This is a genomic window from Aeromonas sp. SrichE-2G, assembly GCF_017939565.1.
In the GTDB taxonomy this organism is placed as follows: domain Bacteria; phylum Pseudomonadota; class Gammaproteobacteria; order Enterobacterales; family Aeromonadaceae; genus Aeromonas; species Aeromonas taiwanensis.
In genome coordinates this window covers 44,536-61,334 of record NZ_JAGKRG010000020.1, presented here as the reverse complement: position 1 = coordinate 61,334, position 16,799 = coordinate 44,536, and the positions used below count along the sequence as shown (strand labels likewise).

The following is a 16,799-nucleotide window of genomic DNA, read 5'->3' as shown; positions in this document are numbered from 1 at the left end:
AGCCCATGACATCACAATAAAAATGGACAGGGCGTTCGAGATCCTGTCTGACTGGAGACAAGATGAGCAAACCGGATGTGGCCCAGGTCAAGGCCTTCCTGCTGCAGCTGCAGGACGAGATCTGCCATGGCCTGGAGCAGGCTGACGGCACCGGGCGCTTTGTGGAGGACCTCTGGCACCGCGAGGGCGGTGGTGGTGGCCGGACACGGGTGCTGCGCCATGGTGCCGTGATAGAGCAGGGGGGCGTCAACTTCTCCCATGTCTATGGTGACGCCATGCCTGCGTCGGCGACCGCGCATCGTCCCGAGCTGGCCGGTCGCAGGTTCGAGGCCATGGGGGTCTCTCTGGTGATCCACCCGAACAACCCCTATGTTCCGACCAGCCATGCCAACGTCCGTTTCTTCATCGCCGAGAAAGAGGGCGAGGCGCCCATCTGGTGGTTTGGCGGTGGCTTCGACCTGACACCGTTTTATCCGTTTGAAGAGGATGTGCGGCACTGGCATCAGGTTTCCCATGATCTCTGCCGACCCTTTGGCGAGGAGATCTACCCCGAGTTCAAATCCTGGTGTGATCGCTACTTCTTCCTCAAGCATCGCAACGAGACGCGCGGAGTCGGTGGGCTCTTCTTCGACGACCTGAACCGCTGGCCGTTCGAGGAGTGCTTCGCCTTCATGCAGGCGGTGGGCAAGGGGTATCTCGATGCCTATCTGCCCATAGTGGCACGGCGCAAGGCGCTGCCCTATGGTGAGCGGGAGCGGGAGTTCCAGCTCTACCGCCGGGGCCGGTACGTGGAGTTCAACTTGGTGTATGACCGGGGGACCCTGTTTGGTCTGCAAACCGGGGGACGCACCGAGTCGATCCTGATGTCGATGCCACCGCTGGCTCGCTGGGAGTATGACTGGCAGCCGGAGCCGGGGAGCCCAGAGGCGTTGTTGTATGCCGATTACCTTGCACCGCGGGAGTGGCTGTGAACCGAGGGGCCATGACGGCCCCTTTTTACTGGCCGATATTCGGCTTGTCCCCGCATCAGAAAACCCGTTAAATCGGGATATTGCCCCCTGATGGAACTCTTTGATGGATCGTTATCTGGTTTTTGGCCACCCGGTGCGCCACAGCAAGTCCCCTTTCATCCATACCCTGTTTGCCAGACAAACCCAGCAGGATCTGGAATATGGTCTGGCCGAGCCGGCTGTCGACGAGTTTGGCGAAGCCCTGCGTACCTTCTTTGCCCAGGGCGGGAGGGGATGCAATGTCACTGTGCCCTTCAAGGAGCAGGCATTTGCCCTGGTCGACCGGCTGAGCCCCAGGGCCAGGCGGGCGGGCGCGGTCAACACCATCAAGCTGACCGATGACGGCGTGCTGCTCGGGGATAACACGGATGGTGCCGGGCTGGTTGCCGATCTCAAGTCCCATGGCGTGGCGCTGGCCGGGAGCCGGATCCTGTTGCTGGGTGCAGGCGGTGCTGCTCGCGGTGCCCTGGCACCGCTGCTGGCCGAAAACCCGAAGGAAGTGGTCATCGTCAACCGTACTCATGCCAAGGCCGAGCAGCTGGCTGCCGAGTTTCACGATCTGGGGGCGGTCAGTGCCCAGACCTATGCCGGGTTGGCTGGCCGGTTCGACCTCATCATCAACTCGACCTCTGCCAGCCTGCAAGGGGAGTTGCCCCCCCTGGATCCTGCCCTTATCCATGCCGACATCACCATCTACGACATGATGTATGGTGCAACGGACACCGCCTTTATCGGTTGGGCCAAAGAACAAGGTGCGCGTCAGACGATGGACGGGCTCGGCATGCTGGTGGAGCAGGCCGCGGAAGCCTTCACCGTATGGCGTGGCATCCGGCCTGGTACCAAGCAGGTATTGAGGGAGCTGAAACGCAACCTGGGGATGCTATAACCTGGCCTGTGGGCCGGGTGGCGTGGTTAATTAGCCGAGCTCACCCCGGCTAGCGGCATTGATGGGCTGCCCTGCCTCTGCATATGCGCAGGGGCTGGGCCTCTTTTATTTGGCTGCGTGCATTTGCTGATGCTCTACGAGCGCGGGTACAGGTCAATCATATATAAATCAATTTAAAAACAGAGACTTATTTGTCTTTTGGCTTGCGCCCTTCCTCTTTTTTTCAGTTTTTTCTCTAAGCAGCGGAACTAGTGCGGCGAGCTGCTGACTAACAAGATAGTTGAGGAAGTGCTAGCTAGTCACCTTTATAACGCCCCGGTATTCGTACTGGGGATTTTTTTATGCGGCTGATAAATAAAGAAATTTATCTCTGTTACCTTGGGTGAAACTAAATTACATAAATTACTTTCACTTTCTGCTGCTTTGCTGTACAGTTGTCTGCGTAGGGTACAGAGGTAAGATGTTCTATCTTTCAGACCTTTTATTTCACGTAATTGAATGTGGCTGAATAGCAGCCCCGATGAGTCATCGTCGGGGCGTTTTTTTATGTGTTCGCGTTAGAGTAAATGCTTTAATTTGCGCAGTCTTTTGCTAGAATGAGACTGTTTCTTGAGGAAAACCAATCGTCTTTGTTCTCGAGAACTCGCTTTTTCCCAATTTTTTGAATTCATTTCTCAGGCCGGTCCGCAGCAGCGAGACTGGCCTCATTTTTATCCTTCCTCACGTTCCTTTGGTAATAAACTTTCAGTTTCGTTTGTGACAATCCTTTTGTCACATTTTTATAACTTGAGTGATGAAAACGGTGCCAAGGGTGTGAAAAGTTAATTCTCACAGCAGCCAAACAGGCTATCTATATGATTATAAAGGGTGGTGTGGTCGCGGAACGCGTATCAAGATGACGGGCGGAGGGCGCTTGTCTGAGGCTTGGGAGGGATGAAAGTCTTTCAATCAGCGGAGGGTCAACTCCGCTCATTGCCGCATGGAAGAGGAGCGGGTTACTCCTCTGTCTGATGCTCTTCGTCGGTGTCTGCCGGGTCGCTATCGGCATTGGACTGGTACCAGCCACTCAGTGTCTGGGCCAGCTTCTCAACCCCGATATTGGTCAGGGAGGAGAATGCCTCAACCTGGATCTGCGGACCCAGCTCAGCCACCGCCTGGCGCACCTTGATCACCTGGTTATTGCGGGGACCGGGGCTCAGCTTGTCAGCCTTGGTCAGCAGCAGCATCACCGGCAGTTCGCGATGGGAGCTCCACTCCAGCATGTTCATGTCGGTCTCTTTGAGCGGATGGCGGATGTCCATCAGGATGACCAGCCCTTTCAAGGACTCTCGGCGTTGCAGATATTCTGCCAGGGACTTTTGCCACTTAAGCTTCATTTCCAGCGGGACTTGTGCATAACCGTAGCCAGGCAGGTCGACCAGGCGCTTGCCCGGCTCCAGTTCAAACAGGTTGATTAGCTGGGTACGGCCCGGCGTCTTACTGGTGCGCGCCAGGTTCTTGTGTTTGGTCAAGGTATTCAATGCAGAGGATTTGCCAGCGTTGGAACGCCCCGCAAACGCAATTTCGACACCCCCATCATGTGGCAGGTGGCGGATGTCGGGTGCGCTGGTCACAAAATGCACCTTATTGAAATTCAGAGTTTGTGTATCCAACGTAAATTCCCCATAGAGAGAGAGGGTTATAGAGTTACTTTTTTGTGAAATCGTGTAAAATGGCGTCGCTTAAACGCGTTTATTTTAACATGCCTTCGGCGGCATGGGATCTGGAAGCCTAATAACGAGAAAGTTGGAACGCCATGAAGAACCTAGTCATTACACTTGCTCTGATGGTTGGCGTAACTGGGATGGCACAAGCCAAGGGCGATGCCGCTGCGGGACAAACCAAGGCTGCCGTCTGTGCGGCCTGTCATGGACCGGACGGCAACAGCCCAGTCGACATGTATCCCAAGATTGCTGGTCAGCACGCATCATATATCAAAAAACAATTAGTTGAACTGAAGGCTGCCGCTTCCGGCCAAACTGGTCGGGTGGCCCCCGTCATGGGACCCATGGCACTGCCCTTGTCCGATCAGGACATGGATGACCTGGCTGCCTACTTCTCCAGCCAGAAGGTCACTCCGATCGCCGTGCCTGACGAGGTGGTCGCTGCAGGCAAGGCGCTTTACATGGGTGGAGACATGGCACGTGGCCTGGCGGCCTGCACCGCCTGTCATGGGCCCCGTGGATCCGGCGTCGAGCAGGCCAAGTACCCCAGTCTGTCGGGGCAGCACCCGGCTTACATCAAGGCCCAGCTGGTCGCCTTCCGTTCGGCGACACGGGACAATGATCCCAACGGTATGATGCGGGATGTGGCCAAGAAGCTGACGGATCAGGATATCGAGGCGCTCTCCAAATATGTGGCAGGCCTGCACTGATCACTTCCTGAATCTATCTTGTTGAAAAGCACAGGGAACCATGGCGTTCCCTGTGCTTTTTTGACATTGTTCTCAACTTGTCAAAGTAGCCTGCCATTTTGTGAGAGATTTTCCATTCTCACGGCTTTCCGTGGCTGAAAAAAGTATGAAATCCATATTGTATAGTCTATGTATTTCAATCTGTTAATGGCAGATTCTGCCTTATATCAGTACTTGGGTGCGTCCTTGGTTGATTGAGCAGGGCGTGAAAATTGTTACAGTGTGCACATGGATTGATCGTGCAGGGCGGGACACCGCGTTCGCCGGTATGACAGGAGGTCGGCTCAAGGCATGGTGGTGATGAGCCGCACATGCAAAGACCAGGATGGTGACCGCCAGGGATGCGCGGAGTTGCGGGATGCAACCACCCCAGTGGGAGGCAGGATGCCACCAGTTCGGGTTAAACAAGCACACGCATATTCAGGACAGGCCAACAAGGGTCAGGAAGACCCAACGACATGATGCGCAGCAGTACGCCCAGGGACAAGGCGATGAGACACCAGGGAACGGGACTCGCATGACAGGATCAAGGCAGCTTCGGCTGCCTTTTTTCTATTGGGTCATTAACCCGCCAAGGCATTCTGTGTCAAAATACCAGCAACATGCCCAGAGGATGCCGATCCTGCGGTGTTCAGCGACCCAAAATGGTCGAATTGGTGCGGGATCCCACTCTTGTTCCAGATTTACTGTTCCCCGCTTCAGCATGCTCCCCGGACGAAACGATACCGGGCGGGTTCAATCCAGTTATTTGTCGGAGTCATTCATGTCGGCCAAACAACCCACCCGCAAGCCTACCGGCAAGCGCAAAGAATCAGATGCCAGTGCCCAGGAAGGTCGTGAGCGCAAGCGCGCCGCCAAGCGCAAGGGCTTGAAGGCGGGCTCCCGCCAGCAGGTCGATCAGGCCACCAAAAAAGGCGGCAACAAGCAGGCCAAGGATCCGCGCATCGGTTCCCGCAAACCCATCGCCCTCGTCGTGGACGAGAAGAGCAGCAAGCCGCAGGCACCCAAGGCCATTAAAGAGAAAAAGCTGGTGATGACGCCCGAGCAGGAGCTGGCCTCCATCGAGAATGATGATCGCCTCAACGATCTGCTGGATCGCCTCGATGCCGGTGAAACACTGGAAGCGGCAGAACAGGCCTGGGTCGACCAGCGTGTCGATCGCTATCAGGAGCTGATGGACGAGCTCGGCATCATCGACACAGACGAAGATGACGACGGTGACTTCGACGACATCGAGTATGAAGAATCCAAGGCACCGGCTTCCGAAGACGAGCTGTGGGAGCGTTTCAACCAGGCTGACTACCAGCCTGAAGCCAAGCCCGAGCCGAAGAAAAAGTGATGAGTGGATGGATGCTGGCCGCCCTGTTGGGGGGCCTTCTCTTGCTGGGGCTGGCGGTCTACGCCGGCACCCTGCTGGCCCGCCTGAAGCGGCAGCAGGATATGCAGCAGCGGGCAATTTCCGCCCGCAACGAGCGGATTCTCGAGAGCGTCAGGGTCATAGCCCATGCGGTGCGGGATGGTCAGTGCGACTACTCCGAAGGCGCCATCCGGCTGACCAACCTGCTGGATGCCTTGCAGATCAAGGGGGGGCGAGCCTTCGCCGACGAATTCCCCGGTCTGTACGGCCTCTACGACAAGGTGAAAGAGATGCCGACCCACGAGGCGCGGCGCGCCCTCAAGCGCAACGAAGTGATGAAGATGGATCTCGAACGCAGCGGCTACGAGGCCGAGCTGGAGGCGAAGATCCTCGACGATGTCGCCAGACTGAAGGATTTTCAGTTAAGCCGGTGAACGGATAACAAAGAAAGAGGAAGCAAGCGTGCAAGCAGAACAGATTGTGTGGGATCAGGCCCTGATCGAGAAATATAACTACAGCGGCCCGCGTTATACCTCCTATCCCACCGCGCTGGAATTCAACGAGGACTTCGGCTATCCGGACTTCGTCCAGGCTGCGGGCCAGTATCCGGCGCGTAATCTGTCGCTCTACGTGCACATCCCCTTCTGCCACAAGCTTTGCTACTACTGCGGCTGCAACAAGGTGATCACCCGTCATCAGCACAAGGCCGATCACTATCTCGATTACCTCGAGCGTGAAATCAAGGCCCAGGCTCCCCTGTTCAAGGAGCGTCTGGTGACCCAGTTGCACTGGGGTGGCGGCACGCCCACCTACCTGAACGAACCCCAGACCCGTCGCCTCATGGCCATGCTCCGGGAGCATTTCCACTTCGCTGAGGAGGGGGAGATCAGCATAGAGGTGGATCCGCGCGAGATTGAGCTCTCCATGCTGGATGTGCTGCGTGAGCTTGGCTTCAACCGCATCAGCCTGGGCGTGCAGGATTTCAACAAAGAGGTGCAGGTTGCGGTCAACCGCGAGCAGGACAACGACTTCATCCGCGCCATGCTGGTGAGGGCCCGCGAACTGGGGTTCCGCTCCACCAACCTCGACCTCATCTACGGCTTGCCGCACCAGAACCGGGAGAGCTTCCACCACACCCTGGAAGAAGTGCTCAAGACGGATCCGGCGCGCCTCTCCATCTTCAACTACGCTCACCTGCCGAGCCGCTTCGCCGCCCAGCACAAGCTGAAGGAGGCGGACATGCCGGCCCCCCGGGAGAAGCTGGCCATGTTGCAGGACACCATCGCCTTCCTGACCGGTCGCGGTTATCAGTTCATCGGCATGGATCACTTCGCCAAGCCCGATGACGAACTGGCCGTGGCCCAGCGCGAGGGCAAGCTGCACCGCAACTTCCAGGGCTATACCACCCAGGGAGACTGCGATCTGCTGGGGCTGGGGGTCTCCTCCATCAGCATGATCGGCGACGCCTATTCCCAGAACCATAAAGAGCTCAAGGCTTACTACGCCCAGGTGGAGGCGCTCGGCCACGCCCAGTGGAAGGGGTGCTCCCTCAATCGGGATGACCTGATCCGCCGCGAGGTGATCAAGCGCCTCATCTGCGACTTCTCCCTGAACTTTGCCGCCGTCGAGCAGGCCCACGACCTGGTGTTCAAGGAGTACTTTGCCGAGGATCTCAAGCTGCTGCAGACCTTCATCGACGACGGTCTGGTGCGCATGACGGACGAGGGGCTGGAGGTGGTTTCCACCGGCCAGCTGCTGATCCGCAACATCTGCATGTGCTTCGACGTCTACCTGCGCAGCAAGGCGCGCCAGCAGCAGTTCTCCCGGGTGATCTAAGCCGGTCGCTGCCGTTGGAAAATAAAAAAACCGCCTCTCGGCGGTTTTTTTATTGGGCTTGTTCCTGCTCAGCGCTGAGCCGCGCGGGCACGCAGTTCGGCCTTCTCGGTCTCGCTCAGGAAGGCCAGAGTGAGGCCGTTTTGCTGGGCGGTGCGGATTTCGCCTGCCGTCATGCCGGCGGCCGGTGCGGCCACTTCATACTCGTGGGGCAGGTCGATCCCCTCCACTGCGGGATCGTCGGTGTTGAGACAGGCCAGTACACCGGCGGCCAGGAACTGGCGGATAGGATGCTCGGCCAGGCTCGCCACCGTGGTGGTCTGCAGGTTGGAGGTGAGGCAGGACTCGATGCCGATGCGGTGCTCCGCCAGGTAGGCCATCAGGGCCGGATCCTGAATCGCCTTGACGCCGTGTCCGATGCGTTCGGCTCCGAGATCGCGGATGGCCTGCCACATGCTTGCGGGGCCCGCTGCTTCACCGGCGTGTACGGTCACGCGCATGCCCGCATCCCGCACCCGGCGGAAGTGGTCGGTAAAGAGTTCACCCGGGAAGCCCAGCTCGTCGCCGGCAAGATCGATGGCGACCAGCTTGTCGCGATGGGCCAGGCAGGCCTCCAGCTCGGCCCGGCACTGTTCGGTGCCGAAGGTGCGGCTCATGATGCCGATCAGGTTGGTCTTGACGCCGAAGTCACGGCTGCCGGCGGCCACACCGTCGATGACGGCCTCGACCACGCCCTGCGGGTGCAGCTTGTGGGCCATCGCCATGTAGGCCGGGCTGAAGCGCAGTTCGGCATAGTCGATACCGGCGCGGAGCAGATCTTCCACGTTCTCGTAGGCAACCCGGCGACAGGCGTCATAGTCGGCCAGCACGGCCACGCCCCAGTCCAGTTTCTTCAGGAAGGCCACCAGGCTCGGCTCGTTCTCGACGATCTGCACGTGGGGGCGCAGGGCTTCCAGTTCATCGGCCGGCAGTCGGATGTTGTGCTGACGTCCCAGCTCGAGAATGGTCTGCGGGCGGATGTTGCCATCCAGATGGCGATGCAGGTCGGTCAGGGGGAGGGATCTGTCAATCATGGGGCACCTTCTGCGAGTCGGGTTGGAAAGCCTGTCATTCTAGGCGGGGCGCTCGAAAAAGATACCCCGTTTTAAGGCAAACGGGGTCGGATTGATCAGGCTTTCCCTCAAGGCGTGATGGGAATCGTTTTTCCCGTAGACTCAGGGAATGTCGAGCTCCTTGAGCTTGCGGGTCAGGGTATTGCGGCCCCAGCCGAGCAGGCGGGCAGCCTCCTGCTTGTGACCATGGGTGTGGTCCAGCGCCGTTTCCAGCATGATCCGTTCGAACTGGGGCATGGCATCCGCCAGGATGTCGGTCTCCCCCAGTGCCAGCTTGGCGGCCACCCAGTCTTGCAGCTGCTGCTGCCAGCCGCCGGGCAGTGCGGGCTGGCCGGGCTCTGCCGTGGTGGTGATAGGGGTCAGCAGCTCGGTGGGCAGGTCGCTCACCAGCACCTCCTGACCCGAGGCCATTACGGTGAGCCAGCGACAGACGTTCTCCAGCTGGCGCACGTTGCCCGGCCAGGGCAGGCGGCTGATGTAGGTCTGGGTATCCGGGTGCAGGCTCTTGGCCTCCACGTTGAGCTCCTTGGCGGCCCGGAGCAGGAAGTGGCGGGCCAGCTGGGGGATATCCTCCCGCCGCTCCTTGAGGGCCGGGATGTGAATGCGGATGACGTTGAGGCGATGGAACAGATCCTCGCGAAACTCGCCATCCGAGACCCGTTTCTCCAGATTCTGGTGGGTAGCGGCGATGATCCGCACGTCCACCTGCACCGGTTGATGGCCGCCGACCCGGTAAAACTGGCCGTCCGCCAGCACCCGCAGCAGCCGGGTCTGCACATCCAGCGGCATGTCGCCTATCTCATCGAGAAACAGAGTGCCACCGTCGGCCTGTTCGAAGCGGCCGTGGCGGATGTTGTTGGCACCGGTGAAGGCCCCCTTCTCGTGGCCGAATAGCTCGGATTCGATAAGATCCTTCGGGATGGCCGCCATGTTGAGGGCGATGAAGTTCTTGTGGGCGCGGGGGCTGTGCTTGTGCAGCGCGTGGGCGACTAGCTCCTTGCCGGTGCCGCTCTGGCCGTTGATGAGGACCGAGATGCTGGAGCGCGACAACCGGCCTATGGCGCGGAACACCTCCTGCATGGCGGGGGCCTCACCGATAATCTCGGGCGTGGTGGTAGCCTCCTGCTGGCGCGCCTTGCGCTTGGTGCGCTGCTCCTTGAGGTGATTCTCTGCACGGCGCACCAGGGTGACTGCCTCGTCGATGTCGAACGGTTTGGGCAGGTATTCGAAGGCGCCGCGCTGGTAGGCGTTGACTGCGGAGTCGAGGTCCGAGTGCGCCGTCATGATGATGATGGGCAGGTCGGCCTGGCGGCGATGGATCTGTTCCAGCAGGCTCAGGCCGTCGATGCCCGGCATGCGGATGTCCGAGAGGATCACGTCCGGCGAGCGCATCTCCAGGGAGCTCAGCAGGGCTTCGCCGTCGGCAAAGCTCTCGCATTCGAAGCCTTCGCTGCCAAGGGTGCGCTCCAGGACCCACCGGATGGAGCTGTCGTCATCGACGATCCACACTTTTGCTGTCATGAGGTTCCCTTACTTGCGAAGTGGTAGGTAGATGGTGAATTCGGTGTGGCCGGGCCAGCTGATGCAATCGATGCGCCCCTTGTGCTGATCGATCAGATTCTGGGCGATGGAGAGGCCGAGGCCGGTGCCCCCCTCCTTGCCGGTGATCATGGGGTAGAAGAGGGTGTCGCGAATGGCGTCGGGAATGCCGGGCCCGTTGTCGATGATCTTGATCTCCGCCGCGAGACGATAGCGTTGGCCGTGGATGGTGATCTGGAAAGCGGTACGGGTCTTGATGCGGATGAGTCCGGCCTGATCCCCGAGGGCCTCGGCGGCGTTGCGCACAATGTTGAGAAACGCCTGCTGCAGCTGATCCGATTCCATCTCGAATTCGGGAATGCTGGGGTCGTAATCTCGCTCGATGCGGATCTGGGGGGGCAGTTCCAGATCCACCAGGCGGCGCACCTGCTCCAGTACGGAGTGGACGTTGTGCACCTTGTGCTGGCCGGGGCGCTGGGGGCCGAGCAACCGGTCGACCAGCACCCGCAGACGATCGGCCTGCTCGATGATGATGCCGGTGTATTCCCTCAGAGCCGGGTCGGGCAGCTCCTTTTGCAACAGCTGGGCCGCACCGCGCAGGCCGCCGAGGGGATTCTTGATCTCGTGAGCCAGGCCGCGTACCAGCTCCTTGGCCGCCTGCTGCTGGGCATGTTGCTGCAGCTCCTGGCTGATCTTCTTCTGCTGATCGATCTTGCGCAGCTCCACCACCATCAACCGCTGCTCGTGATCGGCCATGGGGCTGACGCTGATCTCCACGAGTCTGGGCTCCCCTTCCACCACCAGGGTCACCTCGCTGTCGGTGAAGCCCTGCCCCGAAATGAGGCACTGCTTGAAGCGTTGCAGGTCGAGGGAGATGTGTTCCAGCAGATGGGGCAGCTCGATGCCGATGAGCCGTCGCTCGCTGAGGGAAAGCAGTTGTTCTGCCGCCGGGTTGACGAATTGAATGCAGAGCCGCTCATCCATCAGGATGACGGCGGTCAGCAGGTTGTCCAAGAGTGTCTTGGCGTGATCCATGCGGGTTGGCACTGGTTTCTCCCTAAAACGGTGCTGCACACCAATTATGCACCAATATGGTGCATCAAGTTTACCCGCATCGGTGCATCACATCATCCCTAATTGGTCTTGGGAGTGGCCTTGACGGCCTGATTCACCCTCGTTCGATGCAGGTAAAAGGTGGCTGGCTTAGATTTAGCAAGGATCGTACCGTCTTTGGCGAGTAGTTCGAGCTGGGCCTCGTAGGCGCCGCGATCGAGGTTTTCGACCCGGATGGCAAGGCTGTTGTGGGCGAGGGGGGCGGCCTTGCCATTGAGGATCAGACGCATGTCGTATTGCCCCGGCGGCTGGGGAGAGACTTGACCCTGAAAGACGATGTTGCCTGTGTTGTCGCGCAAGGTGCTGCCCGGCTCCGGGGAGAGCAGTTCTATCACCAGGGGGGCTGCTTCCTGGGCTTTCTTGGCATCGGCGCCGGTCAGGTGGTTGAAGTCATCGACCTGGACCGAGTGGGGGGAGGTTCCGACCAGAGGAGAGACCCGCATGTCCACCTCTTTCGCGTTTTTGCCCGGGGGAGGGGCATCGGTGTAATGGGTCACCCCCTGGGGGTCGACCCAGGAGTAGACCTTGGCCGCCTGCGCGGTGCAGGAGGCGATCAGCAGGAGGCTCAGCATCCAGGGTACAGTGTTCATCCATCTCTCCTTGACGGGGTTCACCTTAATCCTATCAGAGAAAAAAGCATCGGGCCGACAGTCGGCGCACTGATCACGCTGCGATCTCAGCCAGGGTGATACCGCGACGTGATCGTGAAAATCCCGATGTTTTTCAGCAGTCTGAATGAAAAAACCCGCCTGATGGCGGGTTTGTCACAATGATGCGGATTAGACGGAGTAGTACAGCTCGAACTCCAGCGGGTGCGGAGTCATGCGGACGCGGTCTACGTCGTGCTGCTTCAGCTCCAGGTAGGAGTTGATGAAGTCGTCGCTGAACACGCCACCACGGGTCAGGAACTCGCGGTCTGCGTCCAGGGCTGCCAGGGCTTCGTCCAGAGAGCCGGCAACGGTCGGCACTTCGGCAGCTTCTTCCGGCGGCAGATCGTACAGGTTCTTGTCCATGGCATCGCCCGGGTGGATCTTGTTGATGATGCCATCCAGGCCGGCCATCAGCTGGGCAGCGAAGGCCAGGTACGGGTTGGCAGCCGGATCCGGGAAGCGTACTTCGATGCGGCGAGCTTTCGGGCTCGGCACCACAGGGATACGGATGGAGGCAGAGCGGTTGCGGGCAGAGTAAGCCAGCATGACCGGTGCTTCATAGCCCGGCACCAGACGCTTGTAGGAGTTGGTGGTCGGGTTGGCGAAGGCGTTGATGGCCTTGGCGTGCTTGATGATGCCGCCGATGTAGTGCAGTGCCATCTCGGACAGACCGCCATACAGGTCGCCTGCGAACAGGTTGACGCCGTCTTTGGCCAGGGACTGGTGGCAGTGCATGCCGGAGCCGTTGTCACCGAACATGGGTTTCGGCATGAAGGTCACGGTCTTGTTGTAGGCGTGGGCCACGTTGTGGATCACGTACTTCAGGACCTGTACTTCGTCAGCCTTCAGGGTGAGGGTGTTGAAGCGGGTAGCGATCTCGTTCTGACCGGCAGTGGCCACTTCGTGGTGGTGAGCCTCGACGACCTGACCCATCTCTTCCAGCACCAGGCACATGGCGGCACGGATGTCCTGGGAGGAGTCAACCGGTGCAACCGGGAAGTAGCCGCCCTTGACGAAGGGACGGTGGCCCTTGTTGCCGTGCTCGTAGTCGGTACCGGAGTTCCAGGCAGCTTCTTCGGATTCGATCTTCACGAAGCTGTGGCCCATGGTGTTGGAGAAGGTGATGTTGTCGAACATGAAGAATTCCGGCTCCGGCCCGAACAGCACGGTGTCAGCGATGCCGCTGGACTTCAGGAAATCTTCGGCACGCTTGGCGATGGAGCGCGGGTCGCGGTCATAGCCTTGCATGGTGGCAGGTTCAAGCACGTCACAGACGATGTTCAGGGTGGTCTCTTCGGTGAACGGGTCCAGTTTGGCGGAGGCCGCATCCGGCATCAGCACCATGTCAGACTCGTTGATGCCCTTCCAGCCGCCGATGGAGGAGCCATCGAACATCTTGCCGTCTTCGAAGAAGTCTTCGTCGACCTGGTGGGCAGGGATGGATACGTGCTGCTCTTTACCCTTGGTGTCGGTAAAACGCAGATCGACAAACTTGACTTCGTGTTCCTGGATCAGGGCCAAAACGTTCTGGGCTGACATGCTAAGTAACCTCCGGTGTTAAAACTCTTTGGGTGAATGCGTCGTCATATTCACATAAGCCAGTATCGTGCCAAGTTTGTGACAGCCTGATTTCAGGGCACTTGCACCGTTTCAGGTTGTCGGGACACCCGCTCTCAAGCCGGTTGCTGCATTAAAGTGGTGCAACCTTGGATCGTTTTGGTGCACCACCATGGTGCGCCAGCGTATCCAGGCCATCTAAGCAGGGTTTTGCGCCGGGGTCCATGATCCCGATCCTCCCTTGTGCGCGAATGTGTTGCAATTCTGCTAGGCAGATCACAAAGGCGAGAGTACAATTAGCGCCCAATTTTACCCGGTGTATTGAGGCGAGAATGTTAGAGAATTTACGCAATATTGCGATTATTGCGCACGTTGACCACGGCAAAACCACGCTGGTGGACAAGCTGCTGCAGCAATCCGGCACTCTGGATCGCACCAGCGAAGGTCAGGAACGGATCATGGACTCCAATGATCTGGAACGGGAACGTGGCATCACCATTCTCGCCAAGAACACTGCGATCCGCTGGAACGACTACCGCATCAACATCGTGGATACCCCGGGTCACGCCGACTTCGGTGGTGAAGTTGAGCGCGTGCTCTCCATGGTTGACTCCGTACTGCTGCTGGTCGACGCCGTTGACGGCCCGATGCCGCAGACCCGTTTCGTGACCCAGAAGGCGTTCGCCCAGGGTCTGAAGCCGATCGTGGTCATCAACAAGATCGACCGTCCGGGTGCTCGTCCTGACTGGGTAATGGATCAGGTCTTCGATCTGTTCGACAACCTGGGCGCCACCGATGAGCAACTGGACTTCAAGGTTGTTTACGCCTCTGCACTGAACGGTTGGGCCACCCTGGATCAGGACGTCCCGTCCGAGAACATGGAACCCCTGTTCCAGGCCATCGTCGACAACGTGGAAGCCCCCAAGGCTGACGTTGACGGTGCCTTCCAGATGCAAATCTCCCAGCTGGACTACAACTCCTACGTGGGCGTCATCGGTATCGGCCGCATCACCCGTGGTCGCGTCAAGACCAACCAGCAGGTCACCATCGTCGGTGCCAACGGCAAGCCCCGTACCGGCAAGGTTGGCCAGGTCCTGGGTTACCTGGGCCTGTCCCGTACCGAAGTGACCGACGCGCAAGCGGGCGACATCATCGCCATCACCGGTCTGGGCGAGCTGAAGATCTCCGACACCATCTGTGACAACAGTGCCGTCGAAGCCCTGCCGCCGCTCTCCGTTGACGAGCCGACCGTGAACATGACCTTCCAGGTCAACACCTCGCCGTTCGCCGGTAAAGAAGGCAAGTTCGTCACCTCCCGCAACATCCTGGAGCGTCTGAACCAGGAGCTGGTCCACAACGTGGCCCTGCGCGTGGAAGAGACCGAAGATCCGGACAAGTTCCGTGTCTCCGGCCGTGGTGAATTGCACCTGTCCATCCTGATCGAAAACATGCGTCGCGAAGGTTACGAACTGGCGGTATCCCGTCCGGAAGTTATCCTGCGTACCGTGAATGGCGAACTGCAAGAACCGTTCGAAACCGTCACTGTGGACGTGGAAGAAGCGCATCAGGGTTCCGTGATGGAGCAGCTCGGCCTGCGTAAGGGCGAGATGACCAACATGACCCCGGATGGCAAGGGTCGCGTCCGTCTGGACTTCATCATCCCGAGCCGCGGTCTGATCGGCTTCCAGACCGAGTTCCTGACCATGACTTCCGGTACCGGTCTGCTGTACCACACCTTCGACCATTACGGTCCGCACAAGGGTGGCAGCATCGGTGAGCGTCAGAACGGCGTGCTGATCTCCAACGCTACCGGCAAGGCCCTGACCTTCGCCCTGTTCGGTCTGCAAGACCGTGGTCGTCTGTTCATCGGTCACGCGACCGAGGTGTACGAAGGCCAGGTGATCGGGATCCACTCCCGCTCCAACGACCTGACCGTCAACTGCCTGAAAGGCAAGCAGCTGACCAACATGCGTGCCTCCGGTACCGACGAAGCCCAGGTGCTGACTCCGCCGATCCGCATGACCCTGGAACAGGCCCTCGAGTTCATCGACAACGACGAGCTGGTGGAGATCACCCCCAAGGCCATCCGTATCCGTAAAAAGCTGCTGACCGAACTGGATCGCAAGCGCGCAGGCCGTGCTTGATATCTGTTCATCGACAGACAGAGAGAGGCCTCAGGGCCTCTTTTTTTATGGCCGCGAGACGGAGGCTAGGTCGTTGCCACACCCAGGCGGGGCGCATCCGGCGGACCGGCGGGTGGTCAAATGGCCACCCTATCTGACACAATGACTGCATGATGACGCTTACGAGAATCAAGATGCAGCAGCAGAACCGCGGCCGTCTGGCCCATTTCCTCTCCTTCTTGCGCCACGACGGCGCCCACTTTGCCCAGTTCGTCTGGGGCCGCTTCCAGCAGGACAGGTTGACGGTCACCGCCGGTTACCTGGCCTATGTCACCCTGCTCTCCCTGGTGCCCATGATCGCCGTGGTGTTCGGCATGATGTCGGCCTTTCCGGTGTTCCAGAGCCTGAAGCAGGGGATCGAGCAGTTCGTCTATCAGAACTTCGTCCCCACGGCGGGCGAGATGCTCAAGGAGTACATCGACGGCTTCGTGGCCAACGCCACCAACACCACGGCGGTCGGCATCGGCGCCCTGATCGTGGTGGCTCTGATGCTGATCTCGGCCATCGACAAGAACCTCAACTACATCTGGCGCTCCACCCAGAGCCGGCCGCTGGCCCAGGCGTTCGCCATGTACTGGATGATCCTGACCCTGGGGCCCGTGCTCATCGGGGCCAGCCTTGCCATCTCCTCCTATATCCTCTCCCTCAGGCTGTTCGCCGCGGACAGCCTGTTCGGCATCGGTTACCTGCTGCTGCGCAGCCTGCCATTCCTGTTTTCTGTGCTCACCTTCCTGCTGATCTATACCGTGGTGCCCAACTGCCGGGTACGGCTGACCCACGCCTTCATCGGCGCCCTGGTGGCCGCCACCCTGTTCGAGCTGGCCAAGCGTGGCTTCGCCATCTACATCACCAACTTCCCCTCCTACCAGGCCATCTATGGCGCCCTGGCAACCATCCCTATCCTGTTTGTCTGGGTTTACCTGAGCTGGCTGGTGGTGCTGCTGGGTGCGGAGACCACCGCCTGTCTGGGTGAATATGAGAAGCCGGGCACCGAGGAGCTGGCCTGACGCCGGTCTTTCATCGCCCCTGCCCCCTGTCGGGAAAGACTTGGCCTGAGCAGGGCATTTATTGGTAGCATCGACGACCGCCCCGTCTTGTGACGGCGGC

At 59.5% G+C, this 16,799-nt stretch carries 14 protein-coding genes; 8 read left to right on the top strand and 6 right to left on the bottom strand.

Translation table 11 applies throughout. The features are described 5' to 3' along the window. The first annotated feature begins 62 nt into the window (after positions 1 to 62). Both hemF and aroE read left to right on the top strand, forming a co-directional pair. Positions 63 to 971, top strand: coding sequence for an oxygen-dependent coproporphyrinogen oxidase (gene hemF, locus J9885_RS14530; protein ID WP_210549872.1), 909 nt, complete (start codon positions 63 to 65; stop codon positions 969 to 971). A 103-nt stretch (positions 972 to 1,074) separates the two neighbouring features. Then, a complete protein-coding gene (gene aroE, locus J9885_RS14525) occupies positions 1,075 to 1,896 on the top strand; it encodes a shikimate dehydrogenase (protein WP_210549871.1) in 822 nt (273 codons plus the stop codon). 995 nt (positions 1,897 to 2,891) lie between these two features. Here the strand turns inward: aroE and yihA are convergent. After that, a complete protein-coding gene (yihA, locus tag J9885_RS14520) occupies positions 2,892 to 3,548 on the bottom strand; it encodes a ribosome biogenesis GTP-binding protein YihA/YsxC (protein WP_043763412.1) in 657 nt (218 codons plus the stop codon). A gap of 143 nt (positions 3,549 to 3,691) precedes the next feature. On the opposite strand from yihA, the gene J9885_RS14515 reads away from it, so the two are divergent. The 4 genes from J9885_RS14515 to hemN all read left to right on the top strand — a co-directional run bounded on the left by J9885_RS14515 (position 3,692) and on the right by hemN (position 7,541). After that, positions 3,692 to 4,309 carry a c-type cytochrome gene (locus J9885_RS14515; RefSeq protein WP_043763410.1) on the top strand — a complete coding sequence of 206 codons (618 nt, stop codon included), beginning with the start codon at positions 3,692 to 3,694 and terminating at the stop codon, positions 4,307 to 4,309. Between the two features lie 802 nt (positions 4,310 to 5,111). After that, positions 5,112 to 5,687 carry a Der GTPase-activating protein YihI gene (yihI, locus tag J9885_RS14510; protein WP_043763407.1) on the top strand — a complete coding sequence of 192 codons (576 nt, stop codon included), beginning with the start codon at positions 5,112 to 5,114 and terminating at the stop codon, positions 5,685 to 5,687. Between the two features lie 11 nt (positions 5,688 to 5,698). After that, the gene (locus J9885_RS14505; protein WP_043763405.1) at positions 5,699 to 6,139 is read left to right on the top strand and encodes a DUF2489 domain-containing protein; all 441 of its coding nucleotides are present in this window, start codon (positions 5,699 to 5,701) and stop codon (positions 6,137 to 6,139) included. A gap of 28 nt (positions 6,140 to 6,167) precedes the next feature. Continuing rightward, positions 6,168 to 7,541 carry an oxygen-independent coproporphyrinogen III oxidase gene (hemN, locus tag J9885_RS14500; RefSeq protein WP_210549870.1) on the top strand — a complete coding sequence of 458 codons (1,374 nt, stop codon included), beginning with the start codon at positions 6,168 to 6,170 and terminating at the stop codon, positions 7,539 to 7,541. Positions 7,542 to 7,609: 68 nt separating this feature from the next. Here hemN and add read toward each other — a convergent pair whose 3' ends face one another. The 5 genes from add to glnA all read right to left on the bottom strand — a co-directional run bounded on the left by add (position 7,610) and on the right by glnA (position 13,491). Further along, positions 7,610 to 8,611, bottom strand: coding sequence for an adenosine deaminase (add, locus tag J9885_RS14495; RefSeq protein WP_210549869.1), 1,002 nt, complete (start codon positions 8,609 to 8,611; stop codon positions 7,610 to 7,612). 141 nt (positions 8,612 to 8,752) lie between these two features. Beyond that, on the bottom strand, positions 8,753 to 10,171 hold the full coding sequence (glnG, locus tag J9885_RS14490) for a nitrogen regulation protein NR(I) (RefSeq protein ID WP_043763397.1): 1,419 nt from the start codon (positions 10,169 to 10,171) through the stop codon (positions 8,753 to 8,755). Positions 10,172 to 10,180: 9 nt separating this feature from the next. After that, complete coding sequence (gene glnL / locus J9885_RS14485) at positions 10,181 to 11,236, bottom strand: nitrogen regulation protein NR(II) (RefSeq protein ID WP_043763393.1); 1,056 nt, start codon at positions 11,234 to 11,236, stop codon at positions 10,181 to 10,183. A gap of 86 nt (positions 11,237 to 11,322) precedes the next feature. Then, positions 11,323 to 11,892: a DUF4124 domain-containing protein gene (locus J9885_RS14480; protein ID WP_210549868.1), complete on the bottom strand. Its 570-nt coding sequence runs from the start codon at positions 11,890 to 11,892 to the stop codon at positions 11,323 to 11,325. A gap of 189 nt (positions 11,893 to 12,081) precedes the next feature. After that, entirely contained in the window at positions 12,082 to 13,491 is a 1,410-nt protein-coding gene (glnA, locus tag J9885_RS14475) for a glutamate--ammonia ligase (protein WP_043763389.1), read from the bottom strand. 350 nt (positions 13,492 to 13,841) lie between these two features. On the opposite strand from glnA, the gene typA reads away from it, so the two are divergent. Both typA and J9885_RS14465 read left to right on the top strand, forming a co-directional pair. After that, positions 13,842 to 15,653, top strand: coding sequence for a translational GTPase TypA (gene typA / locus J9885_RS14470; protein WP_043763388.1), 1,812 nt, complete (start codon positions 13,842 to 13,844; stop codon positions 15,651 to 15,653). Between the two features lie 173 nt (positions 15,654 to 15,826). After that, positions 15,827 to 16,699: a virulence factor BrkB family protein gene (locus J9885_RS14465; protein ID WP_210549902.1), complete on the top strand. Its 873-nt coding sequence runs from the start codon at positions 15,827 to 15,829 to the stop codon at positions 16,697 to 16,699. Positions 16,700 to 16,799: the final 100 nt, after the last annotated feature.

What these genes read in the sequence shown, in the direction of transcription:
- hemF (WP_210549872.1), top strand. Translation starts at nt 63, where the DNA reads ATGAGCAAACCGGATGTGGCCCAGGTCAAGGCCTTCCTGCTGCAGCTG.
- aroE (WP_210549871.1), top strand. Translation starts at nt 1,075, where the DNA reads ATGGATCGTTATCTGGTTTTTGGCCACCCGGTGCGCCACAGCAAGTCC.
- J9885_RS14515 (WP_043763410.1), top strand. Translation starts at nt 3,692, where the DNA reads ATGAAGAACCTAGTCATTACACTTGCTCTGATGGTTGGCGTAACTGGG.
- yihI (WP_043763407.1), top strand. Translation starts at nt 5,112, where the DNA reads ATGTCGGCCAAACAACCCACCCGCAAGCCTACCGGCAAGCGCAAAGAA.
- J9885_RS14505 (WP_043763405.1), top strand. Translation starts at nt 5,699, where the DNA reads ATGCTGGCCGCCCTGTTGGGGGGCCTTCTCTTGCTGGGGCTGGCGGTC.
- add (WP_210549869.1), bottom strand. Translation starts at nt 8,611, where the DNA reads ATGATTGACAGATCCCTCCCCCTGACCGACCTGCATCGCCATCTGGAT.
- glnG (WP_043763397.1), bottom strand. Translation starts at nt 10,171, where the DNA reads ATGACAGCAAAAGTGTGGATCGTCGATGACGACAGCTCCATCCGGTGG.
- J9885_RS14480 (WP_210549868.1), bottom strand. Translation starts at nt 11,892, where the DNA reads ATGAACACTGTACCCTGGATGCTGAGCCTCCTGCTGATCGCCTCCTGC.
- glnA (WP_043763389.1), bottom strand. Translation starts at nt 13,491, where the DNA reads ATGTCAGCCCAGAACGTTTTGGCCCTGATCCAGGAACACGAAGTCAAG.
- typA (WP_043763388.1), top strand. Translation starts at nt 13,842, where the DNA reads ATGTTAGAGAATTTACGCAATATTGCGATTATTGCGCACGTTGACCAC.
- J9885_RS14465 (WP_210549902.1), top strand. Translation starts at nt 15,827, where the DNA reads ATGCAGCAGCAGAACCGCGGCCGTCTGGCCCATTTCCTCTCCTTCTTG.